Source organism: Streptacidiphilus pinicola (assembly GCF_003258295.1).
GTDB classification, from domain to species: domain Bacteria; phylum Actinomycetota; class Actinomycetes; order Streptomycetales; family Streptomycetaceae; genus Streptacidiphilus; species Streptacidiphilus pinicola.
The window spans coordinates 1-25,198 of the sequence record NZ_QKYN01000027.1 but is presented as its reverse complement, the minus strand read 5'-3'; the positions used below and the strand labels follow the sequence as shown (position 1 = coordinate 25,198).

The following is a 25,198-nucleotide window of genomic DNA, read 5'->3' as shown; positions in this document are numbered from 1 at the left end:
GCGGGGGAGTGGTGGGGGGTGTGCGAACAGTGGAGGGGACTTCGCACACGTCATTGACCTGACCCGGACAACTCTGCTTGTGTTCACCACGGCCAGTGGTGCACAACTGGCCCGCTCGACGAGCACGTCCTCAAGCACCCACCCCCACTGGCCAGTTGACGGCACGCGGCCCGGTCATACCGTGTCTGCGGCCGTCGACGGCACGTCAGGCGTCGCCTCTGCATCGGTGGTGGCGTCCGAAGCGCAGAGAGGATCTCTCCCGATGGGTCACCCCCACCAGCACGGCCGCAAGGTCCTGACCGGACTCGCCTCGCTGACTCTGCTCACCGCAGCGACGCTTGTCGCGACCCAGGCGCCGGCGGCCCTCGCGGCACCTGCCACGCACGCCGCGCCGCAGGCCAACCCCTTCAACCCCCAGTACCAGCACCCCTACCGCCACGGGGCCATCCCCACCCGCGCCCAGGGCGCGAAGATGCGGGCCTGGGCCAAGACCCACGCCACCACCGCAGCGACCGGCCCCGAGACCCTGTCCTACGGCGGCGGCATCAACGGCGTCGGCGTCCTGGACAGCCACGCCAAGGTCTACCTGGTCTTCTACGGAAACCAGTGGGGCACGCAGTCGACCAACGGCAACGGCGACCTGAACTTCTCCGGCGACGCGGACGGCGGCGCGCCGGCCGCGCAGGAGATGTTCAAGGGCATCGGCACCGGCGGCGAGCAGTGGTCCTCGGTGCTCACCCAGTGGTGCGACGGCTCCAACGTGAGCGCCGGGGCGACGAGTTGCCCCAGCAACGCGAGCTTCATCCCCTACCAGACCGGCGGCGTCCTCTCCGGCGTCTGGTACGACGACTCCGGTGCCTCCCCGGCCGCCGCCTCCGGCAACCAGCTGGGCACCGAGGCCGTCAACGCGGCCGCCCACTTCGGCAACACCACGGCCGCGTCCAACCGTGACACCTACTACGTGATCCTGTCGCCGACCGGCACCAACCCCGACAACTACCAGGGCCAGTACTGCGCCTGGCACGACTACACCGGCGACTCCTCGCTCACCGGCGGTGCCGTCAACTCGCCCTACGGCGACCTGGCCTTCTCCAACCAGCCCTACAACATGGACTCCGGCTCGGGCTGCGGCGTCGGCTTCGTCAACTCGCCCGGAACGCTCGACGGCTGGACGATGACGCTCGGCCACGAGTGGCAGGAGATGATGTCGGACCAGTTCCCGGCGGGCGGTTGGACCAACCAGCAGTCCGGCAGCTCCTACAACGGCCAGGAGAACGCCGACGAGTGCGCCTGGCTCTCCCCTGGCACCGCGGGCGGCGCCGGCATGGTCAGCATGGGCACCGGCAGCTTCGCCGAGCAGGCCACCTGGTCCAACGACACCAACGAGTGCGACCTCTCCCACGCCACTCTGCACTGACCGGCCGCCGGTCGTCCGACCGCACGAGCGGTGGACACCCGGGGTGGGTGCGGGCCCGTCGCGTCCGCACCCACCCCGGGGCGTCCGCCCATCACGCCAAGCAGTGTCCGCTCAGACCCACACGACCCGCGACACCAGGTACGCCATCGTGCAACCCGACCACCACCACCCCGCCCCGACGTCGGCCGCCGACAGCGCCGCCCCCAGCGGCCGCGGTCCGGCCGAACTCATCCACGCCGCCGTCGCACAAGGCTGGCCGCCCCACGCGGTCGACCTCGTCGCGGCCCTGGCCACCGCCGGCATCCCCCACCGCGTCGAACCCCAACGTGCGGCCGGCTGGGTCCAACTCTTCCTCCCCGAACAGCACACCCCCGCCACCGGCATCGCCCGCACCCGATGGGAGGCGGCCGACCCACCGGGCTGGCGCAGCACCTGGCTCGACCCGCACCGCTGCCGACTCGCCGTCAGCCGGGTTCGTCTCCCCACCACTTCGCTGATGTACCTGCAGCCCCCGCCAAGCTCCCCGGAATGACCGGCGTGGCGAGCGGGTGGCGCTGAACCCCGCGGAGTGCCGACAGGCCGTCAGACGGCGCGCACCGCCCGGCCGCCGAGGGCCGGCGGTCGGGCGGTGCGGTGGCGACCTGACGGGACGGGGGATTCCCACCGCGCCGCCGGCGCCTGCTCCTACTCGTGCAGGTACTGCTCAGAGAAGCTGGTCCCGCCGGAGAGGGCGCTCGTGTGCGCCTCGTAGACGCCGCCCGAGCTGGGGTCCAACGCCGTCGGGCCGGACGAACCGAGCGAGGCGCCGTTGACCGTCGCCGAGCTGAAGTTCAGCGTCCCGAAGTTGGGGTAGGCCCCGGTCGGCGACTCGATGATGACCTCGGCGCTGGCCCGCGACGCCGAGAGGCTCTTGGTGGTGGTGTACGTCCACCCCTTGGTGGAGTCCGACAGCTTCAGCGTGTACCGGTTGCTGCCGGCGTAGGTCACCGAGGCGTGGATGGAGTCGCCCGCCGACACCGGGTAGGAGCTGAGGCTGAGGTAGACCGGGTTGGCCGGGTACATCTCGTACCAGGCCTGGTTCACCGGGCTGCCGCTCGAGCAGTCCGTCGCCACCCCGGTCTGCTCCACCGTGCTCGACCCGTAGCCGTCGATGCCGACCCAGGGGGCGTACAGGTCGTTGGTGGAGTTGCACGTCGCCCGCGGCTCGGTCCACGACGCCGAGACGGACGTGAAGCCGCTGCCCGTGGCGGCGTAGCCGCCCCAGTTGTAGCCGTTGATGTTGTAGCCCTTGTGGTGCTGGCCGGTGGTGACGTTGTGGCTGATGGGCCGGAACGGCAGCCCGGAGGCCGCTGCCGCGCTGACCGGAACGACGAGGCCGGCGAGGGACGTCGCGACGGCGGCGAGGGCGGCGGTGCCTGTCAGGAACCTGCGCATGCTTCTCCTTGAGCGGGACGCCAGGGCGACCCGCGCGGGGACAAGCGCGCGCGGATCACCAACTGACGTGCAGGAAAACGTGCATGACGGTAGATCGGCTGATCGGACAAGCGGTGCACCACTGGCCGTGGTGTAGAGAACCAGACTTGATGGTTTGCGGTCAATGGTTCTTACGAGAATGAGAAGTTCCGTTGACACGGGCGAAACTCAGGGCGCAGGACGAACGTCTGTACCCCGCCTGTTCCATGGGATCCGTCAGAAGGACCAGGGGGCCGGCGGCCCAAGCCGCTGAACGGTCGTCAGGCCTGCCTATAGTGAGTGCGTGAGCGAACCGCGCCCCACCTCGGCCTTCCATGCGGCCAATGCCGACCCTGCGGTCACCGACCGGCTGGTCACCGCGCTGGACGCGCAGGCCGTCTACGACGGCGTGCGCCGGCTGCGGGCATGGGCGCACGCCCGCCTCGGCGTGCGTCCGGGGGAGAGGGCACTGGACATCGGGTCAGGCACCGGGTCGGAGACCCAGGTACTCGCCGCGGCGGTCGGTCCGGACGGTGTCGCGCTCGGCCTGGAACCCCACCCGGGCCTGCGCGCGCTCGCCGAGCGGCGCGCGGCCGACGTCGACAGCCCAGCGCGGTTCGTGGACGGTGACGCGCTCGCACTCCCGCTCGCCGACGCGAGTGTCGATGTCGTCCGATGCGAGCGGGTCCTGCAGCATCTGGCCGATCCGGCCCGAGCCGTGGCCGAGATCGCCCGGGTGCTGCGCCCGGGCGGCCGGGTCGCCCTGCTCGACAGCGACTGGGCCACGTTCATCCTCCACCCGGCCGCCCCGGAGATCCGCGCCGGGCTGGCCTCCGTCACCCGGGCAGCCGCCGCCACCCCGGAGGCCGGACGCCACCTGGCGGGCTGGCTCGCCGAGGCAGGCCTGATCGTGGACGACCTCGGATCCGACGTCCTGCTCCACGATCCACGGACCGTCACCTGGCCGCTCGTCCGAGGGCTGGGCGCGGCCGCGCTCCAGCGGGGTCTGATCACCGAGGAGCAGCGGGACCGGCTCTACGCCGACCTCACGGCCGCCGCCGAACGCAGTGCCTTCCACTTGTCGGTCACCATGTTCGCGGTCATCGCACACCGGCCCGGCTGACGGGCTCGGCTACGCTGCACCGACCGCCGTCTTCGCCCCTCAGTCGGACGGTGCTCCCGGCTGCACCAAGCCGGTCTGGTAGGCGATCACCACGAGTTGCGCACGGTCGCGGGCGTCCAGCTTCTGCATGGCGTGATGGACGTGCGTGCGCACAGTGAGGTGACTGACATGCAGCTTCGCGGCGATCTGCTGATTGGTCATGCCTTCCGCGACCAGCGACATGATCTCCCGCTCGCGTGCCGTCAGATCGCCCAACGGATCCGGCCCGGAGGCCGCCTCGAGCGCCTGCGGCGTGGCCAGGAAGCGGGTGATCAAGGAGCGGGTCGCCGTCGGAGACAGCAGCGCTTCCCCCTCCGCGACGGTGCGAATGGCGTCCAGGAGTTGGTCGGCCTGCACGTCCTTGCCCAGGAACCCGGCGGCGCCCGCCCGCAGGGCCGTGGCCACGTGCTCGTCGGTCTCGAACGTCGTCAGGATGAGCACGTGGGTGCCGGCCAGCTCCGGACGATCGCAGATCGCCGCCGTAGCGGCCAGGCCGTCCATCCCCGGCATGCGGATGTCCATGAGCACCACGTCGGGCCGGTGCTGTACGGCGAGTGCCACGGCCTGGGCGCCGTCCGCCGCCTCGCCGACGACCTCCAGGTCTTCAGCGGAGTCGATGACGACACGGAAGGTGGTGCGCAGCAGCGCCTGGTCGTCGACCAGCAGGACGCGGACGGTCATGTGTCGTGCTCCTTGAGGCGGTGGTCGAGGGGCAGTTCGGCGGTGACCTCGAATCCGCCGGCGGCCCGGCGTCCGGCGTCGAGGCGGCCGCCGAGCGACTGGGCGCGCTCGCGCATGCCGAGCACGCCGTAGCCGGGAACGGCGGAAGGTGCGTCGGTGCCGGGTCCTTCGTCCGTGACGGTGATGGTCAGCCGGTTGCGGGTGTAGCTCAGGCGCACCTGCGCGTGGTCGGTGGCAGCGTGTTTGGTGACGTTGGTCAGCGCCTCCTGGATGATGCGGAATGCCGTCAGGTCCGTTCCGGGGGACAGCGGGCGGGGCTCTCCGTCGATCACGACGGCGACATGGAGCCCCGTGCCCGCCAAGGAGTCGGTCAGTTGCGGCAGCTGGGCGAGACCCGGTGCCGGCTCGAGCGGCGCGTCGGCGTCTTCGCCCTGGCGCATGAGGCCGACGGTGGCCTTGAGCTCGCGCAGGGCCGCCGAGGTGGTGTCCGTGAGCTGGTCGACGAACTCCTGGGCGCGCGCCGGATCGCGGGCGATCAGCCGGGAGACCGCACCGGCCTGTGCGTTCGCGAGCGCCAGATGGTGCGCGACGACGTCGTGCAGTTCACGGGCGATGCGCAGCCTCTCCTCCACCACGCGTTGCCGGGCCTCCTCCTCCCTCGTGCGCTCCGCGTACTCGGCGCGAGCGCGCTCAGCCCCGAGCCAGGCGCGGTGCAGCCGGACGGCCTGGCCGATCGCGAGTGGCAGGAGCAGAGCCGAGGTGGGGACAACGGTCTTGACCAGCCAGGCCCCCTGAGTCGACCGGCCCAGCAGCGTCGCGACGAGGACAGCCGCGATGGCGGCGCTTGCGTAGATCACGGTGGTCCGCGTCGTCGCCCGCACCACGAGCGAGTAGAGAGCCACCATCAGGGGCCCCAGCAACAGCGCCGACGGCAGATAGCCGAGGGCGCTGACGGTCGTCGCGCAGGCGGCCGTCACCACGACCACCGCCCGGGGGTGGCTGCGTCGCCACATGATCGCTCCGCAGGCGACCACCCCCACGACGGAGGGCGGCCACCATGCGCCCGGTTTCGACGCGCCGGTCGGGATGGCCGCCCCGGGCCCGGTGGCCACGAAGAGCAGCACGGCCAGCCACAGGTCTGCGGCGCGTGGGTGGCGGCGCAGATAGAGCTGCCAGCGGCGGATCATAGCGGAGGGCCAACCTGTGGTTCGGGCCGGAGCAGCAGCCCGGCGGGATTCCATCATCGGTCCATCAGGCCGCATTCCTCGTCAGCCGCGGGTGAGCGCGCGCCGACTGCTGGCCGAGTCGTCCGGCTCCCCGCTCTCGTCGTGCGAGTCGTCCGTTGCTCCGCCGTTCCGCTCGGCGGCGGGACCTCGGCTCAAGGCCTCGCCCTCCACGTCGATGCGCGGCAGCAGACGGTCCAGCCAGCGGGGGAGCCACCACGCCCGGCGGCCGAGCAGGGCGAGTGCGGCGGGCACGATCGCCATCCGGACGACGAACGCGTCGAAGAGGACCGCGACGGCCATGCCGAAGCCGATCATCTTGATCATCGAGTCGCTCGCCCCGACGAAGCCGGAGAAGACCGACATCATGATGAGTGCCGCCGCGACCACCACGCGAGAGCTGGCCCGCAGCCCGGTCACGATCGAGTCGGCGGACTTCTCGCCGTGGACGTGGGCCTCGCGGATCCGGGAGACGAGGAAGACCTCGTAGTCCATGGCCAGGCCGAAGACGATGCCCACCATGAAGATCGGCATCAGGCTCATGATCGGCCCGGTCGTGTGGACCCCCAGCAGCGAGGCGCCCCAGCCCCACTGGAAGACCGCCACCACCGCGCCCAGCGCGGCCAGAACCGACAGCACGAAGCCGAGCGCCGCCTTCAGCGGCACCAGCAGCGACCGGAAGACCACCATCAGCAGCAGGAACGCGAGCCCGACGACCAGCAGCAGGTAGGGCACGAGTGCGCCCTGGACCTTGGCGGCGCTGTCGATGTTGACCGCCGTCGTTCCCGTGACCTGGTAGGTGGCATCGGTCCCGGCCGTCACCGCGGGCCGCTCGTCACGCAGGGCGTTGACGAGGTCCGCGGTCTTCGTGTCCGTCGGACTGGTCGCCGGGGTCGCGGTGAAGACGGCCGTGTCGCCTGCGGGGTTGAAGCGGGCCGGGGAGACCGAGACCACTCCCGAGGTCTGCTTCACCTTCTCCTCGATCGTGCCCACGGCGCCCTTGGCGTCCTGGGACTTCGACGCGTCGACGACGATGGTGAGCGGGCCGTTGAAGCCGGGGCCGAAGGCCTGAGACAGGTCGTCGTAGGCCCGTCGCTCTGTCGTGGAGGTGGGCTTGGACTCGTCCCCGGTCGTGCCCAGATGCAACTTCGTGACCGGCGAGGCGATCACACCGAGGCCGACGACACCGAGCAGCAGAACGGGCAGCGGACGGCGCAGCACGAACCGTGCCCAACGCGTCCCGCCGTTGGGCTTGTCCCTGCTTTCGGCGCGCTTCCCACGGCCCGCCTTGCGCGCCTTCCGGGGCAGCACCGCCTTTCGCCAGAAGCCCAGCAGCGCGGGAACCAGCGTGAGCGCGACCAGGACGGCGACGCCGACCGTACCGGCGGCTGCCAGCCCCATCTTGGTCAGCATGGGGATACCGACGACGGAAAGCCCGGCCAGTCCGATGACGACGGTCATGCCGGCGAAGACGACGGAGGAGCCTGCTGTGCCGAGAGCCCGTCCAACGGCTTCCTGCGGCTCGTGGCCGTTCGCTCGCTCCTCGCGGTAGCGAGAGATGATCAGCACGGCGTAGTCGATGCCGACGGCCAGCCCGAGCATGGTCGCCAGCGTGGACGTGCTCGACGACAGGCCGAGCGTGCTCCCGAGCGCCATGATCGCCGCCGCCCCGATGCCGACGCTCATGAGCGCCGTCAGCAGCGGCACACCCGCCGCGGCCATGGAGCCGAAGGTCACCAGCAGGACCACCGCCGCGATGAGGACGCCGATCGCCTCGGTGGCCCCACCGGCGGACGGCTGCGACTCCAGCGCGGTCCCACCGATCTCGACGGTCAGGCCTGCGTCGCGAACCTGCTGTGCGGCGTCCTTCAACTGCGCCTTGCTGGTGTCGGTCAGGTCCTTGGCCGCCACCTTGTAGGAGACGGTGGTGTAGGCGGTCGAGCCGTCCTTGCTGACCGCGTTCACCTGGAACGGGTCGACGGCGCTCGACACCTGGGCTCCGCCGGCGACCTCGGTGACCGCCCGCTCGATCGCCTTCTCGTTCGCCACCGCCGTCACCTTCTGGCCCGACGGGGCGACAAAGACGATCTTCGCGGTAGCGCCGCTCGCGCCGTTCGCTCCGTGCGCGCCGGCAAACCGCTGCTGCATCAGGTCCGAAGCCTGCTGCGACTCGGTCCCGGGCATGGTGAAGCCGGTGTCAGGGGCAGCCGGAGCGAGCGCCGCACCGGCTCCCACGGCCGCCAGCACGCCCACCCACAGCAGCGAGACGAACCAGCGCCATCGAACGGCCAGCCGGCCGAGACGGTAGAGGAATGTAGCCATGGCAGGGGGCCTTCCGATCCAGAACCAATTCCCGCCTACCCTCCCTGACCAGCGCTTTCGTGTCGTCGTTCCGCTGCAGTGAACCCGCCTACTGAAATCGCAGTAGGGCCTCGCTCAAGCCTCGTACGGGGGGAGTGCGGCATCGGCGGTCGGGAGGGCTGGGGGATGCCCGGTCGCGGTGGCCGTAGGCTGTGCCTTCTCCATGCGTATCCGAGGCGTGGTGATCATGACCGAGGAGGAAAAGCGTGGCGCAGCGAAGTTCTGGCATCAGGGGTGCGCGGGTCGGGTCTGGGCCGCTGGGGGAGCCGGAACGGGGTGACCTCGCGCCGCGCACGCGGGTGTCGTTCTGGTGCGGCAAGGGCCACCACTCGCAGCTCAGCTTTGCGATCGAGGCCGAGATCCCGCACTCGTGGGACTGCCCCAAATGCGGCCTGCCTGCGGGCCGCGACCGCGACGATGCACCGGTGGCGGAGGGCCACGCCCCCTACATGACCCACATGGGCTACGTGCGCCAGCGCCGCAGCCAGGAGGAGGGCGAGATCCTGCTCAACGAGGCATTGGCCAGGCTGCGCGGGACCATCTGATCAGCCGTTCGCCCGCAGTCATCGCTGCGGGCGCGGATGCGTGCCCAGTGGGCGGCACCGCTGGGAGGCCCCGGCGCCACTACGGGCGCCGGGGCCTGTGTCTCTACTCGGTCACTCGCTGTCCGACTCGGCCTGTTCCCGGGCGGTTGTCGGTGCCTCGACCGCGTCGCTGACGCTCAGAACGGGAGCGAGGTCACCGGCACCGGGGCAGCGGAGCCGCGCCCGGCGGGGCCGCCGTTCAACCAGCTGACCAGGCCTCCGAATGCGCTGTTCCACACGACCCCGTAGGAGGGGTACGCGTTGGAGCCACCCTGCTGGAATCCGCCGATGTTGGCGTACGCGATGCCGCCGCTGCTGAGCGGGCCGCCGGATCCTCCGTCGGCGTAGACGCAGTCGATCCTCACCTGGCTGTTGTCGCCGTTGAACCGGACCGCCGGCGAGTCGCACGCGCGGGGGTCCTGGAAGTCGTGCGGGTAGCCGATGGTGTGAGTGGGCGTCGAGGCCGCGTTCACACCGTTCGAGACCTTCCACGGGTGGGTCCCGGTCACATCCCCGATGTGCACGCCGTTGCGCGGCGCGATCACGTAGATCCCGAAATCGGCATCGGGGGCGTGATCACCGTGCCAGTGCTCGTCGACGTAGGCGGTATGCTGCACCGACCAGGCGACGTGACCTCCTTGGGAGTTGTCGTTCGGTACGAACTTGTCGGGGCTGGGGCCGTTGAACCACCCGGACGGAAGAGGCGTCCACCACGGCAGACCGAGGGCCTTCTTGTAGTCGTTGAAGATGCAGTGGCCGGCGGTCGCGACGATGTCCCGGCCGATCACCGTGCCGGTGCAGTTCCAGCTCGCGATGCCGGGGATGTGGTAGTACAGCTTGCCGACGGTCTTCTCGCCCGAGGTGCTGTAGGTCGTCCCGCCACCGGGCGGAAGGCTTCCCTCCATGATGCCGGGGCTGGTCCCGGGAGCCATGCCCAGCCCCAGGTTCTCGCCGGTCGCCCTCTTGTCCGAGGTGACCCAGAGATATCCGGTGTTGGCCTGGAACGCGATCTCGGGGACCCCCGAGCCGCTGACGGTGTAGCTCGGGCTCGTGCCGTGCATCATGCCCAGGTGCAGGTCGGTGCCGACGCTGGTCCCGGGCGCGACCCACAGGTCCCCGGTGTTGGCCTGGAACGCGATCCCGAAGTGGCTGCTGTTGTTGTAGTTCCTGGTGATGCTGGGGCTGGTGCCGGCCATCATGCCCAGGTGCAGGTCGGTGCCGACGGTGGTCCCCGGTGTGGTCCACAGGTCCCCGGAGTTGGCCTGGAACGCGATCTCGACGTCGGGCCCGCCGGTGGACGCGATGCTGGGGCTCGTTCCGGCCTTCATGCCGAGGTGCAGGTCGGTGCCCAGTCCGGTTTCCGAGTTGTACCGGTACAGCTCACCGTTGTTGGCCTGGAAGGCGACGTCGTACTCGATGTGGTTCGCGCTGTCGTAGTGGGCGACGATGCTGGGACTGGTACCGCGCATCATGCCCAGATGCGTGTCGATGCTGCGCCCGTTCCCGGTCACCCACAGATCGGTGGTGTTGGCCTGGAACGCGGTCCAGAAGACGCTGGTCTCCCCCTCGCAGACGCTGCCGATGCTGGGGCTGGTGCCGTGCATCATGCCCAGATGCGTGTCGGTGTTGTGCTCGTCACGACTGAGCAGCAGGTCGGTGGTGTTGGCCTGGAACGCGGTCTCGCCGCTGCTCCCGTTGCACCCTCCGCGCGCGGTGCTGGGGCTGGTGCCGCGCATCATGCCCAGGCCCGTGCTGAACGAGCCGGACGCCGTTCCGGGCGACTCCCACAGGTAGTTGGTGTTGGCCTGGAAGGCGACCGTGAACGTGCCGGCCGGAGCGGCCGGAGCTGCGGCGGCAGCGCTGGCGGCGCCCGCCGTCGTGATACCGGTGGCGATCGCGGCGGCAGCCGCGGTCATGGCGATGGCGCCCCGGATGTTGCCGGGTTTGCGCATGGGTGTGCTCCCCCTGAATGTGGTGGCGGCCCGCGTGGAGCCGCGCGGACGTCCCCCCGTGGTTCGTCCTGACCTCAGACTGACCCTGAACGGCCAAGCCGGGGAACGACGTTGGCCGGACGTTCTCCGGACACTTCGCCGCTTCGGCCCACCCCGCGTGTGCCGGGGCCTGACGGGCTTTGGGGGTGGGTGAGCGTGGGCTCCGCTGTCGTGGGGTCAGCGGTCGCCTGGCATCGCTGCGCTGTCCCGCCGGGCGTTACAGTCCGAGCTCGGTCAGGCCGGGGTGGTGGTCGGGTCGGCGCCCCAGCGGCCAGTGGTACGTGCGGTCCTCCTCGGCGATAGGGAGGTTGTTGATGCTGGCGTGGCGGGCGCGCATGAGGCCGTTGTCGTCGAACTCCCAGTTCTCGTTGCCGTAGGCGCGGTACCACTGGCCGGAGTCGTCGTGGTACTCGTAGGCGAACCGCACCGCGATGCGGTTCCCGTCGAACGCCCACAGTTCCTTGATGAGGCGGTAGTCCAGTTCCTGGTTCCACTTGCGGGACAGGAACCTCGCGATCTCGTCGCGGCCGGTGACGAACTCCGCGCGGTTGCGCCAGCGCGAGCCGGGCGTGTAGGCGAGGGCAACCTTCTCGGGGTCGCGTGTGTTCCAGCCGTCTTCGGCCTGGCGGACCTTGGCGATTGCCGTTTCCCGCGTGAACGGCGGGAATGGGGGGCGCTGGTCTGACATGTGGCACTCCTCTGGCCGGCACTGGTGAGAACGAGCGTTCTCGTGATGTGCTTCCTAGACTAGGAGAACGATGGTTCTCGCGAAAGGGGGGCGGAAGGATCGTGGACACTGATCTGGCACGCGAGCGGATCCTGGACGCGGCCGAGGACCTCTTCTACGCCCAAGGGATCCAGGCCGTCGGCATGGACGTGATCCGTGACGCCGCGGGCGTGACGCTGCGGCGCCTCTACCAGCTGTTCCCCTCCAAGGGGGATCTCCTCGGGGCCTACCTGGCCCGCAGGGACACCCGTTGGCTCCACAGCGTCACGACCCACGTCGACGCATCCGCGCGAACCCCGCAGGAGCGGGTGCTCGCAGTCTTCGACTGGCTGGAAGACTGGTTCACCCAACCCGACTACCACGGGTGCGCCTTCGTCAACTCCTTCGGAGAGCTGGGCGGCACCTCGCCACAGGTCGTGGCCGCCGCCCGTCACCACAAGGACGCGTTCCACGCTTACCTGCAGGAACTCACAACGGCCGCAGGGGCGGCAGCAGACGTCGGCGCGCAGATCGCCCTGCTGGCCGAGGGAGCCATGACCACCGCCGCGATCTCGGGCACGCCCGCACCAGCCCGCCAGGCCAAGAAGGCGGCGCGGCTCCTCCTCACCCTCGAGACAGGCCACCCAACCGGGGTATGAGCAGCAACCCTGGTCCCCCCGAACCGGAGTGCTGGAGTCGATGTCGGCCAGTTGCCGTTCGAGCTGCTTATATGGACACAGTTGTTGTCATCCGGTCTCCGGGCCACCGAACTGTGACGGGTCCAGGTGAGAGCGATCAACGCTGAGAACGGCGCCGAACAGAGCACGCACGCCGGCGCGGGCGCCGCGCGCGACACGGTGCGGCTGGGGCTGATGGTCGGCGCCCTCGGTGTCGTCTTCGGCGACATCGGTACGAGCCCCATCTACACGATGGCGACGGTGTTCGACCCTACCGATCCGCACCCGGTGCCGGTGAACACCGCCAACGTCTACGGCGTCGTCTCGCTGGTCTTCTGGTCGATCATCATGGTCGTCTCGGTCACCTACGTGTCCCTCGCGATGCGCGCCGACAACGAGGGTGAGGGCGGCATCATGGCCCTGATCACGCTGCTGCAGCAGAAACTGTCCAAGCGGGGCAAGCGCACCGCGGTGTGGCTGTCCGCGCTCGGCATCTTCGGGGCCGCGCTGTTCCTGGGCGACAGCATGATCACACCGGCCATGTCGATGCTGTCCGCGGTCGAGGGCCTCAAGATCGTCGATCCGAGCCTGCACGACCTGGTCATCCCGATCACGACCGTCATCGCCGTGCTGCTGTTCCTGGGTCAGAAGCGCGGCACCGAGGCCGTGGGCAAGCTGTTCGGGCCGATCATGGTCCTCTGGTTCCTTGCCATCGGCGCGCTCGGCGTCAGCGGCATCGCGGACGAGCCGGCCGTCCTGCGCGCGCTGTCTCCCACGTATGCACTCGGCTTCGTGTTCCATCATTTCAACATCGCGTTCTTCGCCCTTGCGGCGGTCGTCCTCTCCTTCACCGGCGCGGAGGCGCTCTACGCGGACATGGGCCACTTCGGCCGCCGCTCGATCAGCCGGTCCTGGACCTTCCTGGTGCTCCCGATGCTGACGCTGAGCTACTTCGGCCAGGCTGCCCTCGTCCTCAAGGACCCGGCGAACATCAGCGGTCCGTTCTTCCTGCTGGCCCCCGGCTGGGCCCGGGTCGGGCTCGTCGTCCTGTCCACCGTCGCGACCGTCATCGCCTCGCAGTCCGTCATCAGTGGCGCCTTCTCCGTCGCATCCCAGGCCGCACAGCTCGGCTACCTGCCGCGCCTGCGGATCGCCCACACGTCCGAGAAGACGATCGGACAGATCTACGTCCCCTGGATCAACTGGCTGCTGATGGTCTCCGTGCTCGGCCTGATCTTCGGCTTCCAGTCCTCGGCGCGGCTCACCTTCGCTTACGGGATGGCGGTGACCGCGACGATCACCATCTCCACTGTGCTCTTCCTCTACGTCGCCTGGCAGCGCTGGAAGATCCCCCTGCCCTGGATCATCGTCGGCGGCGCCGTGCTCCTTTCGGGGGACCTGATGTTCCTCGCCGCCAACCTGACCAAGATCATTCACGGTGCGTGGCTGCCACTGCTGATCGGCCTGATCGCCTTCACGATCATGACCACCTGGCGCCGCGGCCGCGACATCGTCACCGCGAGCCGCGAACGGCTGGAGGGCCCACTGCGGCCCTTCGTCGACAAGCTGCAGGCCGACAAGGTCGTACGGGTCGTGCCCGGCACGGCGATCTTCCTCAACCGCTCGTCCACGACGGTGCCACTGGCGCTACGGGCCAATGTCGAGCACAACCACGTGCGCCACGAGCACCTCGCGGTCGTGGCGATCCGCACCGAGCCCGTTCCCCGGATCCGCCAGGAGGACCGGATGGTCGTCGACAGCCTCGGCAGCGGCGGGGACGGGATCATCCAGGTCACCGCGAGGTTCGGCTACATCGAGACCCCGAACGTCCCGGCCGCGCTGGCCCTTCTGACCGAGGAACAGACCGAGGGCCGTATCGACGTGGACACCTGCACCTACTTCCTCTCCAAGATCGAGCTGACGCCCGGCCCGGAGCGGACGATGCCGAAGTGGCAGAAGCGCCTGTTCATCGCGACCTCCCACATCACCTCAGCCGCCGCCACGTACTTCCAGCTGCCGCAGGACCGCACGGTGATCATGGGCTCGAACGTGGAGGTCTAGGCGGTACCGGGATTCCGGGACGGCCACGCAGGGTCTCTTCAAGGCGGCCCGAGACGTGGACCGTCGGCGCGCCCGGGTCAGGCGTCCTTACGGAAGACGAGCACCTCCGTCGAGGCGATGCCCATGGGTACCAGGAAGCCGGCCTCCAAGCTGCAGCCGAGGGAGGCGAAGAGGTCCACACACGTCGAGCGAGGCATGGCGGCGGGGTAGGAGTCGTGGCCGGCTCCGCCCTTCGTCACCCACGCCCGAACTGAGGCCGGGTCCAGGCAGGTCTCGGTCATCACGTCGAAGACGATCCGACCGCCGGGTCGGGTGACCCGGGCCATCTCGAAGAAGTAGCGGGACGAGCTGAGGAAGGTCACGCCGCTGAAGACCTTGTGCGCCTGCACGAGGTCGACGCTGTCGTCCGGCGTCGGCGCCAGGCTCCTTCCCGTGGTCGGCTGGGCGACCACGCCGAAGGTGTCCACCAGGTAGGTGGCCCAGGGCGCCGCCGTCTCGTAGATCTCGTAGCGCTCCGGTGAAGCCTCCTTCAGGGTCTTCTCCAGATACCGCCCTGACCCGGGGCCGATCTCCAGCACCGTCCTCAGACCGGCCGAGAAGACGCCGAGGGCACGCAGTTCGTCGATGGTGGCCCGGGTCGCGCCGGGCGTCCCGTTCACGACCTCGTCGATGTAGTCGCCGACCGACAGGCCGGCCGACTGTGCGGCCCGTAACGTCGCCTCGAACGGGATGAAGTCGTCGACGCCTCCCCGGTTGTTGGTGCTGCGCACGATGTCGAATCCGAAACGCCCCAGGAGCTGCCTGGCCCCCGACTTCAACACCGACGTTGTGCTGCTCGCTGCTCCCATGCGGCCTGCCCCCCAGGTCGTCTCCAGCCCTTGGCGTAAGGATAGGAACGCGGAGCAAGTCCCGCAGCAGGACCGCGAATTCGCCAGGGCGGCGACCTCGCTGAGCATCGCCCTGTCCGTCGCCTCGACCACGGCGGGGCTGGCTCCCGGCGATCGGATCGGGCCTGTCTGCGGATACCGTCGTACGTCATGGACGAGATCCGACGGGTTGTCAGTAATGGACCCAGGCGTGGTGCTACCTCTGCTGTCCTCCGTGCCCGCCGGGCGGAGCCCCGGTCCGGCGGTTCGGGCGCGGAGGGACTGGTCTGGTACGCGGCGTACGGGTCGAACATGCACGCCGACCGGCTGGCGTACTACATCGCCGGCGGACGCCCGCCCGGCAGCGCCCGGACCTACCCGGGCTGCCGGGACCGCCGGCCCCCGCGGCAGCGGGTCGCGGTCCTGCTGCCCGGTCAGCTCTACTTCGCGCTGCACTCGCTCGTGTGGACCGGCGGCATCGGTTTCTACGACCCCGCCCGGGACGGCGAGATGCCCGCCCGCGCCTACCTCGTGACCGAGCAGCAGTTCTCCGACATCGCCGCCCAGGAGATGCACCGGGAACCCGGCACCGACCTCGACCTCACCGGGGTACTCACCGCCGGCCGCGACCAGTACGGCCCCGGCCGCTACGAAACCCTGGTCTGCCCCGGAGCGATCGACGACATCCCCGTCTGCACCTTCACCGCGCCCCGGAACGTCGCCGACGCCGAGCTCAACGCTCCTGCCGCCGCCTACCTGGCCAACCTCGCCACCGGCCTCACCGAAGGCCACGGCTGGCCCCTGGACCGCTGCGCCCGCTACCTCGCCACCCGCCCCGGAGCAGCCGGACACTGGACCGCCGAGACCGTCCTGGACGCCCTTGAGCGTGCCTCACAAGGCGGCTCCCGGCCGGGGGAGGCGGCGCCCGGGTGAGCGCTCGCTGCCGACTCGGCCCTCGCGTTGGAGCTCCCTAGGTGTGACGCCCGGTGATCACGATCTTGAGCACGCTCAGAGGTCTTGGGGTTGCGGGGATTCCTGGGCGCCGGGGTCGTGTCCGGCGGTCTCGCGCAGGTGGGCGGGGGCGAGGACGCGTAGGGCGTGGTAGCCGGTGAGGGTGACGATGGTGCCCAGGGCGATGCCGCCGAGCTCGAAGTTCTTGGTGATGTGCATGGTGACGCCGCCGGCGCCGATGATGATGCCGCAGGCGCAGGGGATGAGGTTGACGGGGTTGGTGAGGTCGACCTTGTTGTGGATCCAGATCTGGGCGCCCAGCAGGCCGATCATGCCGTAGAGGACGACGGTGATGCCGCCGAGGACGCCGCCGGGGATGGCGGCGACGATGGCGCCGAACTTGGGGCAGAGGCCGAACAGCAGGGCGAAGCAGGCGGCGGCCCAGTAGGCGGCGGTGGAGTAGACACGGGTGGCGGCCATGACGCCGATGTTCTCGGCGTAGGTGGTGGTGGCTCCGCCGCCCACCGCGGTGGACAGGACGGTGGCGACGCCGTCGGCCGCGATGGCGTCGCCCATGCGGTCGTCGAGGTCGGCGCCGGTCATCTCGCTGACGGCTTTGACGTGGCCGGTGTTCTCGGCGATGAGGGCGATGACGACGGGGAGGGCGACCAGGATCGCGGAGGCGTCGAACGCGGGGGCGTGGAAGTGGGGGAGGCCGATCCAGGGGGCGTGGGAGACGGCGGAGAGATCGAGGCGCCAGTGGTCGGTGACCTGGCCGCTGCCGTCCGCGGAGTGGATCTTGCCGGCGGTGCGGTCGAGGATCCAGGACAGGGCATAGCCGAAGACGAGGCCGAGGAAGATGGCGATGCGCGACCAGAAACCGCGCAGTGCGACGAGGGCGAAGCCGGTGGCGGCCATGGTGGCGAGGGCCACCCACTGGTCCTGCGGCCAGTACGTCCCGGCGGTGACGGGCGCGAGGTTGAAGCCGATCAGCATCACCACGGCGCCGGTGACGGCGGGTGGCAGCACGGCGTGGACGACGCGGGCGCCGAGCGTCCTGACGAGCAGTCCGCAGCCGGCGAGCACCGCGCCCGTTACCAGCAGCGCGCCGGTGACCTCGGCGATGCCGCCGCCCTGCGCCCTGATGGTCGCGGCCGCGCCGACGAAGGAGAGGCTGTTGCCGAGGTAGGAGGGGATGGTTCCGCGGGTCCAGAGCAGGAACAGCATCGTCGCGAACCCGGACATCATGATGGCCAGGTTCGGGTTCAGACCCATCAGCACCGGTGCGACAAAAGAAGCACCGAACATGGCGACGACGTGCTGTGCGCCGAGTCCGATGGTGCGGCCCCAGCTGAGCCGTTCGTCCGGTGCGACGACCGCGCCCGGGGCGGGCGGGCGGCCCTCATTGTGCAGCTTCCACCCGACGCCGAGGCCGCCCATCGTCTGTTCTCCGTTCTCGAACTGCTGTTGCGTGCGTGAACGCGCGCAAAGCGGATCATTTCACATCGCGGAACGCTTCCTGGCGGTAGCGTGCCGTGCATGAGTGCTGACGAGAACGGTCGATCGACTGAGGAACTGCGCTCTGCGGAGCGCCGACTCCAAGCCGCGCAGCTTGCGGGTGACGCCGATGCCCTGGAACTCCTGCTGGACGACCGATTGGTCTTCACCGGGCCCGACGGGCAGTTGTACGGGAAGAAGGAGGACCTGGAGATCCAGCGCAGTGGTCAGCAGCGTCTGGGTCGGGTCGACGAGGAGGAGTTGGCCCTGCTGGTGGTCGGCACGACCGGCGTCACGTGGTTCCTCGGAACCGTCGCCGGGACGCTCGGCGGGCAGGAGTTCACCGCACGTGTGCGCTACACCCGCACCTGGGTGCACACCGTGGAGGGCGGGTGGCGGGTCGTCGCCGCGCATGTGACGCCGGCGTCAGCAGTGGATCAGTGCAGGATCGCGTGCGAGATGGCGCAGCTGTTGGTGTCGTTGGACCAGCTGGCCTGCTCGGCGTAGGTGCCGAAGCTGCCGAAGGAGATGTTCGCGGCGCCGCCGGCGGTGCCGGGGGAGAGCCAGGCGCACTCGTCGGAGTTCTCCTGGCCGTTGTAGGAGCTGCCGGTGTTGTTGGTCCAGCCGCCCGCCGGGTTCTGGTCCGACATCATCTCGTGCCACTCGTGGCCCAGCGTCATGGTGTAACCGTCGAGCGTGCCGGGGGAGTTGACGAAGCCGACGCCGCAGCTGGCGCCCAGGTCCATGTTGTAGGGCTGGTTGGAGAAGGCGATGTCGCCGACGGTCGAGGAGACCGCGCCGCCGGTGAGCGTGGTGTCGCCGTTCCAGTCGTGCCAGGCGCAGTAGCCCGTGGTCGGGTTCTGGTAGTCGTCCGGGTTCACGCCGTGGGGCGAGAGGATGACGTAGTAGGCGTCACGGTTGGCCGCGGCCGTGGTGTTGCCGAAGTGCTTGGCGGCGGCGAGGGCCTCCACGCCCAGCTGGTGGCCCGAGGCCTTGGCCGGCGAGGCCTTGGAGTTGTCGTACCAGACGCCGGACAGCACGCCGCCGGTCTGGTAAGGGATGAAGTTGGCGTTGCTCGGGCAGCTGGTGGCGCCGGCCGAGACGTTGGGGCCGTCGCACCACTGGGTCAGGTCGGCGGACCACTTCTCGCTGTTGGTGCCGATGCCCTTGAACATCTGCTGTGCCGCCGAGGCCGCGTGGTCGGGGTCCTTGCTGAAGGCCGCGTTGCCGTGCGAGTCGGTGGTCTTGGTTCCCCACTGGGTGCCGTAGAAGACCAGGTAGACCTTGCTGTGGCCGCTCTGCACACCGATGCCGTCGATGCCGCCGCCGTAGGACAGCGTCTCCGGGCCGGTCGCCGCCGCGGCGTGGGAGGACGCCCAGGCCTTCATCTTCGCGTTCTGCCCGCGCGTCGGTATCGCGCCGTGGCGGTAGGCGTGCTGGTACTGCGGGCTGTACGGGTCGGCCTGGGAGGCGGTGTGGGCCGGGCTGGCCGCCACGGCCGTCGGAGCCTGGGCCGCGACGAGGGCGGCGCCGGTGACCAGGGTCAGCGAGGCGAGTCCGGTCAGAACCTTGTGGCTCGCGCCACGCGAGTGGGGGTGACCCATGGAAGGAAGATCCTCTCTGCGCTCCACGCCGCCTCCGGTCGGAGGCGGCGCACTGCCTGCGGGATGGCTCCGGTCCCTGGGGTTCCACGGACCAGAATGGCCAACCCGCCGGTGTTGAAACGTGCTTGAGGGACTGCTGGCGGATCGGCCGAGTAGTTGCACCACTGGCCGTGGTGTACTGAAGCAGAGTTGTTCGTGCGTGGTCAATGCTTGGTGCGAAATCGAGGTGTTCTTAACGGCCTCGGAACCGCCCGGAAACACGTCGAGAATCCGCCGGGTCAGGACCGGACGGCCCGGAGTCCGGCGTTTGGCCGCAGCTCAGATCAGCTCCTCGCGTGCGGCCTGGACGCCGGCCTGAAAACGGGTCCGGGCACCGCAGCTGTCCATGAACTCGCGGACCAGCCGCTGCACGGTTCGGGTGGAGACGCCCAGTTTGCGGGCGATGCTGTCGTCGGTCAGCCCGGCGGCGAGGAGCGTGAGCAGCTCCCGCCGCCGGTGCAGGGGGTCGGTGAGGTCGGGCGCGGCGCCGACCGTGGCGCGGGCGCCGGGATGGGCGGCGGGACCGGAGGGAAGGCCGCCGGGAGGACCGGTGAGGGCGTCCGTGCCGGCACCCCGTGGCGGCTCCGCGCCGTCCGGCAGACTGCGCGGAATCCGCATCGCCTGTGACCAGCACAGCGTGAACAACCGCGACAGCGCGTCCAGCAGCGAACACCGCCGCACCACCAGCGCGCTGTCCAACGCCGAGCCGGTGCTGACCGGAAGCAGCGCCCAACGGTCGTCCACCAGGGCGAGTTTGAACGGCAGCGTGGGCAGCATCCGGGCCTGCTCGCCGATCGCCATGCACTCCCGGATCGCGGCCAGCGCCTGCGGGTCGTGTACCGCCTCGTGCTCGTAGATGACCTCGACGCGCACGCCGCGTCGCAGCATCGCCGCCTCGTCCTTCGGGGTCGCCACCTGGATGTGCGGGGCCTTGTCCAGGATCCGCAGCGAGTCTCGCGCGCCCGACTGCAGGGACCGCCAGCACGCGGCGATGGCTTCCCTGCCGCTGACGACCTCGATCAACTCCTCTGGCCGAGAGGCCCTTTGGCCGTGCCGGTAGCCGCGCATCAGCTCCTCGACGCGGCCGCGCAGCCGGATCAGCTCCGCCTCGCGGCCGCGCACCAGCGCCTCCAGCGCGATGTCGGGCGCGGTCGCCCGCCAGATCGCGCCCTCGGGGTCGTGCGTCTCGTGCAGGTCGGGCACGTCGTGGGTGCCGCGCGCACCGTCGACGCCGCCCGGGTCCCCTCCGAGGTGGACGTCCCGGGCGTCACGCTCGCGGTGGTGCGGGTGCCGGCCGCGGGCGAGTTCGCGGTCCTGCTCGCGCGCGTGCTCCCGCACCTGCGTGGCGAGGCCGAGGGCGGCCAGGGCCGCCAGCCGTGCGCGGACCAGCGAGGTCGGCACGCCCAGGCCCTCGCCGAGTTCCGTCGCGGTGGTGCCCGGCTCGGCCAACAGCCGTAGGTAGAGCGCCTCCTCCGGCCTGGTCAGTCCCACGCAGTCGAGCAGCGCCGCCGTCCCCATCGCCGAACCCTCCGTCCTCCGTGCCCGAACTCGGCCTGCTTGGCATGTTCCCGCCATTTCGGGTTCCGGAACCGTCCTGCGCCTTACCTCACGCACTCACCTCACCACACCCTTGGCCCCACGCCACCCCCACTGGTGGGGGGTGTCGTCCCGCCACCTGTCGGGTCGTCAGCAAGCGATCCAATGAGGAGACTTCTGTGAACCGATCGCGCCTTCCCCGTCTCGCCGCCGTGATCTGCGCGTCCACCGGAGCCGTGGTGCTGGCCCTCCCCGCCACGGCCGACGCCGCCCAGGTCAGCCGCCACCACCACAGCACCTCCTTCGCCGGTGGCGTCTGGGGCGGCTATGTCGCCCAGGGCAGCGGCTTCCAGAGCATCTCCGGCTCCTGGACCATGCCGCAGGTCACCTGCAACAGCAGCAACGACCTGTTCGCGCCCTGGGTCGGCATCGACGGCTACGGCTCGCAGACGGTGGAGCAGACCGGCGTCCAGGTCGACTGCTCCAGCGGTTCGCCGGTGCTCTCCCCCTGGTACGAGATGTACCCGGCCGCGCCCGTCTACTGGAACGACGCCGTCTCGGCGGGGGACTCCATGACGGGCTCGGTGACCACCGACGGCTCGGGCACGTACACGCTCACGCTGACCGACAACACCGCCGGCTGGACCGAGAACACCCAACAGCAGCTCGACGCCCAGGACGTGAGCGCGGAGGCGGTCATCGAGTCGCCCAGCGGCAGCTACCCGTCCTTCAACGAGCTCGACTTCAGCGGCGTCACCGTCAACGGTCAGAGCTTCGACTCGTTCTCGCCGCAGGCGATCGACAGCGGCCAGTACACCGAGACGGCGCTGAACGGCGGCTCCTTCGCCATCGTCCCGGCCTCCGGTGGCGGCGGCGCGGCGGCCACGCACGCCAAGGGCACGCGGCCTAGCGCCATCCACTACTGACGAACCGTCAGTCCTTCAGTCGCGCCAGTGGCTGCTGTGCCAGACGGAACCGTCGACAGTCGGGCCGGCGTGGGCGGTCAGCGCCGAGGCGAGGTCCGCGTGGACGGTGAGGTCCGCGGGCGGCGGCAGGTCCGGATCGCCGGGGCCGGCGACCAGCTCCAGGCGCCGGCCCTGCTCGGCGAGCTGGGCCGCCGCGTCCGCGACGGCGTCGCGGCCGCCCGCCGACCAGCCCTTGAGGCGGGAGAGGTCGAGCAGCAGGGGGCCCTGGCCGCGGGCCAGGGCCCAGCCCACCGCGCCGCTGAACCGGTGCACCGCGTCGTCGCCGAGGTAGCCGGTGATCTGCAGCACGTCGGCTTCCTGTCGGGTGGTGAGGTGCCACTGGATGGTCATCTCGGCTCCTTCTCTCGGGGTGGTGCGGTGCGGCTCAGTGGCGGTGCGAACCGAAGTAGAACAGGAGCATCACAAACCCCGCGAAAACGTGGAAGCCGATGACGTAGATGAACGCGCGGATCCAGACGCCCTTGTTCGCGCGGCGCCCGCTGCCCTCGGTGTCGAGCTCCTCGGGATCGGGGGCGCCGGCGGGCTGGGAGTCGGCGGACATCGGGGTGCTCTCCTCGGGCAGGGCGGTCATCGGGTGCCGGACAGGCCGGCTCGGGAGAGGCCGGCTCGGGAGAGATCAGCGCGGGACAGGGTGTCGGCCGGCTGGGCCGCGCGCAGCTCGTCGAGCAGGTCCTGCTGCCCGGTGATCAGCTCGGTCAGGATCCGCCGGGCGGCGCCCAGCAGCTCCGCCACGTCCGGACCGGCCAGCGAGTACACGACGGTGTCCGCCTCGCGGACCGAGGTCACGATCCCGGAGCGCCGCAGCACGGCCAGCTGCTGCGACAGGTTCGACCGCTCGACCTCGATGTTGGTCAGCAGGTCGCGCACCGGCATCGGCCCGTCCTGCAGCAGCTCCAGCACCCGGATCCGTACGGGGTGGCCCAGCATGCGGAAGAACTCCGCCTTGGCCTGGTACAGCGGGACCGGCACCGGTCTCGTCTCCTCCCGCACGGACGTGTCCGACGGACGTCGGCACAGAGCGCAGCATCGCAGCAATTGAAGAAATCTTCAATTCGGCACTGCGCCCGGTCAGGCCAACGGGCCGACACGTTCGAGGGAGGCGGAGCCGACGCGGCGGTGTCGCCCGGGGTGCGGGCGGGCGCCCGGTCTAGCCTGCATCCTCCAGGCCGTGACCTCGCGTGTGCAGGGGAGAGGGAGGGATCCGCGTGCGGATCGGTCGCATCGCCGTGTCCGGGATCGTGGCGGTCGCACTCGCCCTCGCCTCGGCCGCCGCCCCGGCGCAGGGCGCGGCGCGGCCCTCGGGATCCGCTGCGAAGAGTCCGACGGCGGATGGTGGTCCGACGGAGGATGGTGGTCCGACGAGGGACGGTGATCCGACGGCGGACGAGGATCCGACAACGGCCGTCGACCCGTTCGTCGGCACCGGCGTGGGCGGGCGCTGGGTGGGGCGGATCGACACCTTCCCCGGGGCCTCGGTGCCGTTCGGGATGGTGCAGTGGAGCCCGGACACCCCGTCCCGCCCCGACGGCGGCGGATACGCCTACGGCGACAACGCCATCACGGGCTTCAGCCTGACGCACCTGTCCGGGCCCGGCTGCCCCGCCCAGGGGGACCTGCCGGTGCTGCCGCTGGCCGGACCCGCCCCGGCGCAGCCGCAGACGGCCACCGTGCCGCTGGACCACGGCCAGGAGACGGCCCGCCCCGGCTACTACGCGGTGACCGCCGGCGGCGTCCGCACCGAGCTCAGCGTCACCACGCGGACCGGCGCGGCCCGGTTCACCTACCCGCGCACCGGCTCCGCCGTGCTGCTGGTCAACGCCGGGGGCGGGGCGACGCGCACCTCCGGCGCGACGGTGCGGGTGGTCGGCGACCGCGAGCTGGTCGGGCAGGTGACCTCCGGTCACTTCTGCGGCGCCCCGCACGCCACCCGGCTCTCCTTCGACCTCCGCTTCGACCGGCCCTTCCAGGCCACCATCTGGCCCGCCTCCGCGCGCGGCCCCGCGCCCGGCGCGACCCTGGCCTTCGACACGAGCCTCGACCCGTTCGTCCACCTGCAGGCCGGCGTCTCCTACGTCGGCACGGACGGGGCCCGCGCCAACCTGGACGCCGAGGGCGGCAACTGGGACGTCCACGAGGTCGCCGAGCAGGCGCGGGAGTCCTGGCGCGACGCGCTGGGAGCGATCCGGGTCTCGGGTGGGACCCGCGCCCGGCGCACCGTCTTCTACACCGCGCTCTACCACTCCCTGCTGCACCCGGACACCTTCAGCGACGCCGACGGCCGCTACCGCGGCTTCGACGGCCAGGTCCACAGCGTCGCCCCGGGCCACGTGCAGTACGCGGACATCTCCGGATGGGACATCTACCGCTGTCAGGTCCCGCTGCTCGCGCTGCTCTTCCCCGGGCGGGCCGACGACCTCGCCGACTCCCTGCTCGCCGACGCCGACCAGGGCGGCTGGCTGCCCAAGTGGCCCTACGCCGACGGCTACACCGGCGTCATGAACGGCGACGCGGCCGACGCGATCCTCGCCGGGATCCACGCCTTCGGCGACCAGGGCTTCGACGCCGCCCACGCGCTGCGGCTGATGGTCCACGGCGCCGAGGACCTCGACGGCCCGCCCGGCCAGGGCTGGTACGTGGAACGCCCCGGGGAGGACCGCTACCTGCAACTCGGCTACGTGCCCAACGACTCACAGGACTCCACCTCCCACGTGCACAACGGAGCCTCCAGCACCCTGGAGTACGCCGTCGCGGACTTCGCCGTCTCCCGGCTGGCCGCCGCCCTCGGCGACGACGACACCGCCGCCCGGTTCCGCGTCCGCTCCCGCAACTGGCACCACCTCTACGACCCTGCCACCGGCTACCTGCGCCCGCGCGACGCGGCCGGGGCGTTCCCGCCGGGGCCGCCGCTCGACCTGCAGGACGGCCGCGCCCAGGACGGCTTCCAGGAGGGCAACGCCGCGCAGTACCTGTGGATGGTGCCGCAGGACATCCCCGCCCTCGTCGACACCCTCGGCGGCCCGAGCGCGGTCACCGACCGGCTCGACACGTTCTTCACCCAGCTCAACGCCGGCCCGGGACGGCCCTACGACTGGCAGGGCAACGAGCCCGGGTTCGGCACCCCCTGGCTCTACGACAGCACCGGCCGGCCCGACCGCACCCAGAGCGTGGTGCGGGCGATCACCGACCAGCTCTACGGCGACACCCCAGGCGGCGAACCCGGCAACGACGACCTCGGCGCGATGAGCTCCTGGTACGTCTGGGCCGCCCTCGGCCTCTACCCCGAGACGCCCGGCACCACGACGCTCGCGCTGTCCACCCCGCTCTTCCCCCACGCCGTCGTCCACCGCCCGGGCCGCCCGGACCTCACCGTCACCACACAGGGCGACGGCGTGGGGGAAGAGCGG

General features: G+C 70.6%; 23 protein-coding genes. 10 read left to right on the top strand and 13 right to left on the bottom strand.

The window, feature by feature from the left end:
- Positions 1 to 262: 262 nt before the first annotated feature.
- Both DN069_RS06320 and DN069_RS06315 read left to right on the top strand, forming a co-directional pair.
- Positions 263 to 1,417: a hypothetical protein gene (locus tag DN069_RS06320; RefSeq protein WP_207892066.1), complete on the top strand. Its 1,155-nt coding sequence runs from the start codon at positions 263 to 265 to the stop codon at positions 1,415 to 1,417.
- 103 nt (positions 1,418 to 1,520) lie between these two features.
- Positions 1,521 to 1,949, top strand: coding sequence for a hypothetical protein (locus DN069_RS06315; RefSeq protein WP_133259834.1), 429 nt, complete (start codon positions 1,521 to 1,523; stop codon positions 1,947 to 1,949).
- 152 nt (positions 1,950 to 2,101) lie between these two features.
- Here DN069_RS06315 and DN069_RS06310 read toward each other — a convergent pair whose 3' ends face one another.
- The gene (locus DN069_RS06310; protein WP_111499837.1) at positions 2,102 to 2,851 is read right to left on the bottom strand and encodes a G1 family glutamic endopeptidase; all 750 of its coding nucleotides are present in this window, start codon (positions 2,849 to 2,851) and stop codon (positions 2,102 to 2,104) included.
- Positions 2,852 to 3,173: 322 nt separating this feature from the next.
- Here DN069_RS06310 and DN069_RS06305 point away from each other — a divergent pair, with 322 nt between their 5' ends.
- Positions 3,174 to 3,992 (top strand): methyltransferase domain-containing protein, encoded by an 819-nt coding sequence (locus DN069_RS06305; RefSeq protein ID WP_111499836.1) that lies wholly within the window; start codon positions 3,174 to 3,176, stop codon positions 3,990 to 3,992.
- A 39-nt stretch (positions 3,993 to 4,031) separates the two neighbouring features.
- Here DN069_RS06305 and DN069_RS06300 read toward each other — a convergent pair whose 3' ends face one another.
- The 3 genes from DN069_RS06300 to DN069_RS06290 form a co-directional block, all read right to left on the bottom strand.
- Positions 4,032 to 4,712 (bottom strand): response regulator, encoded by a 681-nt coding sequence (locus DN069_RS06300; protein ID WP_111499835.1) that lies wholly within the window; start codon positions 4,710 to 4,712, stop codon positions 4,032 to 4,034.
- Positions 4,709 to 5,899: a sensor histidine kinase gene (locus DN069_RS06295; RefSeq protein ID WP_111499834.1), complete on the bottom strand. Its 1,191-nt coding sequence runs from the start codon at positions 5,897 to 5,899 to the stop codon at positions 4,709 to 4,711. Before DN069_RS06295 ends, DN069_RS06300 begins: the two co-directional genes overlap by 4 nt.
- 81 nt (positions 5,900 to 5,980) lie before the next feature.
- The gene (locus DN069_RS06290) at positions 5,981 to 8,257 is read right to left on the bottom strand and encodes an MMPL family transporter (RefSeq protein WP_111499833.1); all 2,277 of its coding nucleotides are present in this window, start codon (positions 8,255 to 8,257) and stop codon (positions 5,981 to 5,983) included.
- Between the two features lie 245 nt (positions 8,258 to 8,502).
- On the opposite strand from DN069_RS06290, the gene DN069_RS06285 reads away from it, so the two are divergent.
- Positions 8,503 to 8,841 (top strand): RNA polymerase-binding protein RbpA, encoded by a 339-nt coding sequence (locus tag DN069_RS06285; RefSeq protein WP_111499832.1) that lies wholly within the window; start codon positions 8,503 to 8,505, stop codon positions 8,839 to 8,841.
- A 176-nt stretch (positions 8,842 to 9,017) separates the two neighbouring features.
- On the opposite strand, the gene DN069_RS06280 is transcribed toward DN069_RS06285, so the two are convergent.
- Both DN069_RS06280 and DN069_RS06275 read right to left on the bottom strand, forming a co-directional pair.
- Positions 9,018 to 10,832, bottom strand: a complete 1,815-nt coding sequence (locus DN069_RS06280; RefSeq protein WP_111499831.1) for a trypsin-like serine peptidase — start codon at positions 10,830 to 10,832, stop codon at positions 9,018 to 9,020.
- A gap of 256 nt (positions 10,833 to 11,088) precedes the next feature.
- The gene (locus tag DN069_RS06275; protein WP_111499830.1) at positions 11,089 to 11,559 is read right to left on the bottom strand and encodes a nuclear transport factor 2 family protein; all 471 of its coding nucleotides are present in this window, start codon (positions 11,557 to 11,559) and stop codon (positions 11,089 to 11,091) included.
- A 98-nt stretch (positions 11,560 to 11,657) separates the two neighbouring features.
- Here DN069_RS06275 and DN069_RS06270 point away from each other — a divergent pair, with 98 nt between their 5' ends.
- Entirely contained in the window at positions 11,658 to 12,236 is a 579-nt protein-coding gene (locus tag DN069_RS06270) for a TetR/AcrR family transcriptional regulator (RefSeq protein WP_111499911.1), read from the top strand.
- A gap of 126 nt (positions 12,237 to 12,362) precedes the next feature.
- Positions 12,363 to 14,315 carry a potassium transporter Kup gene (locus tag DN069_RS06265; RefSeq protein ID WP_243638954.1) on the top strand — a complete coding sequence of 651 codons (1,953 nt, stop codon included), beginning with the start codon at positions 12,363 to 12,365 and terminating at the stop codon, positions 14,313 to 14,315.
- 77 nt (positions 14,316 to 14,392) lie between these two features.
- On the opposite strand, the gene DN069_RS06260 is transcribed toward DN069_RS06265, so the two are convergent.
- Positions 14,393 to 15,163: a methyltransferase domain-containing protein gene (locus DN069_RS06260; RefSeq protein WP_111499829.1), complete on the bottom strand. Its 771-nt coding sequence runs from the start codon at positions 15,161 to 15,163 to the stop codon at positions 14,393 to 14,395.
- A 330-nt stretch (positions 15,164 to 15,493) separates the two neighbouring features.
- On the opposite strand from DN069_RS06260, the gene DN069_RS06255 reads away from it, so the two are divergent.
- Positions 15,494 to 16,114, top strand: coding sequence for a histone deacetylase (locus DN069_RS06255; protein ID WP_111499828.1), 621 nt, complete (start codon positions 15,494 to 15,496; stop codon positions 16,112 to 16,114).
- Positions 16,115 to 16,189: 75 nt separating this feature from the next.
- Here DN069_RS06255 and DN069_RS06250 read toward each other — a convergent pair whose 3' ends face one another.
- Complete coding sequence (locus DN069_RS06250) at positions 16,190 to 17,572, bottom strand: uracil-xanthine permease family protein (RefSeq protein ID WP_111499827.1); 1,383 nt, start codon at positions 17,570 to 17,572, stop codon at positions 16,190 to 16,192.
- A 99-nt stretch (positions 17,573 to 17,671) separates the two neighbouring features.
- On the opposite strand from DN069_RS06250, the gene DN069_RS06245 reads away from it, so the two are divergent.
- Entirely contained in the window at positions 17,672 to 18,136 is a 465-nt protein-coding gene (locus DN069_RS06245) for a nuclear transport factor 2 family protein (RefSeq protein ID WP_111499826.1), read from the top strand.
- Here DN069_RS06245 and DN069_RS06240 read toward each other — a convergent pair.
- Positions 18,067 to 19,233 (bottom strand): hypothetical protein, encoded by a 1,167-nt coding sequence (locus DN069_RS06240; protein ID WP_207892064.1) that lies wholly within the window; start codon positions 19,231 to 19,233, stop codon positions 18,067 to 18,069. The genes DN069_RS06245 and DN069_RS06240 overlap by 70 nt on opposite strands.
- A gap of 318 nt (positions 19,234 to 19,551) precedes the next feature.
- Complete coding sequence (locus tag DN069_RS41355) at positions 19,552 to 20,790, bottom strand: helix-turn-helix domain-containing protein (RefSeq protein ID WP_243638953.1); 1,239 nt, start codon at positions 20,788 to 20,790, stop codon at positions 19,552 to 19,554.
- A 197-nt stretch (positions 20,791 to 20,987) separates the two neighbouring features.
- Between DN069_RS41355 and DN069_RS06230 the strand changes: the two genes are divergently transcribed.
- Positions 20,988 to 21,734, top strand: coding sequence for a G1 family glutamic endopeptidase (locus DN069_RS06230; protein WP_243638952.1), 747 nt, complete (start codon positions 20,988 to 20,990; stop codon positions 21,732 to 21,734).
- A gap of 15 nt (positions 21,735 to 21,749) precedes the next feature.
- On the opposite strand, the gene DN069_RS06225 is transcribed toward DN069_RS06230, so the two are convergent.
- From DN069_RS06225 to DN069_RS06215, 3 genes are read right to left on the bottom strand one after another with little or no spacing between them, the layout of a single operon-like run.
- Positions 21,750 to 22,124, bottom strand: a complete 375-nt coding sequence (locus tag DN069_RS06225) for an anti-sigma factor antagonist (RefSeq protein WP_111499825.1) — start codon at positions 22,122 to 22,124, stop codon at positions 21,750 to 21,752.
- 34 nt (positions 22,125 to 22,158) lie between these two features.
- A complete protein-coding gene (locus tag DN069_RS39855) occupies positions 22,159 to 22,335 on the bottom strand; it encodes a DUF6126 family protein (RefSeq protein ID WP_165845382.1) in 177 nt (58 codons plus the stop codon).
- Between the two features lie 26 nt (positions 22,336 to 22,361).
- Positions 22,362 to 22,763, bottom strand: coding sequence for an ArsR/SmtB family transcription factor (locus DN069_RS06215; RefSeq protein WP_111499823.1), 402 nt, complete (start codon positions 22,761 to 22,763; stop codon positions 22,362 to 22,364).
- Between the two features lie 236 nt (positions 22,764 to 22,999).
- Here DN069_RS06215 and DN069_RS06210 point away from each other — a divergent pair.
- The coding region (locus DN069_RS06210) for a GH92 family glycosyl hydrolase (protein WP_207892063.1) at positions 23,000 to 25,198 on the top strand (2,199 nt) is incomplete at its 3' end.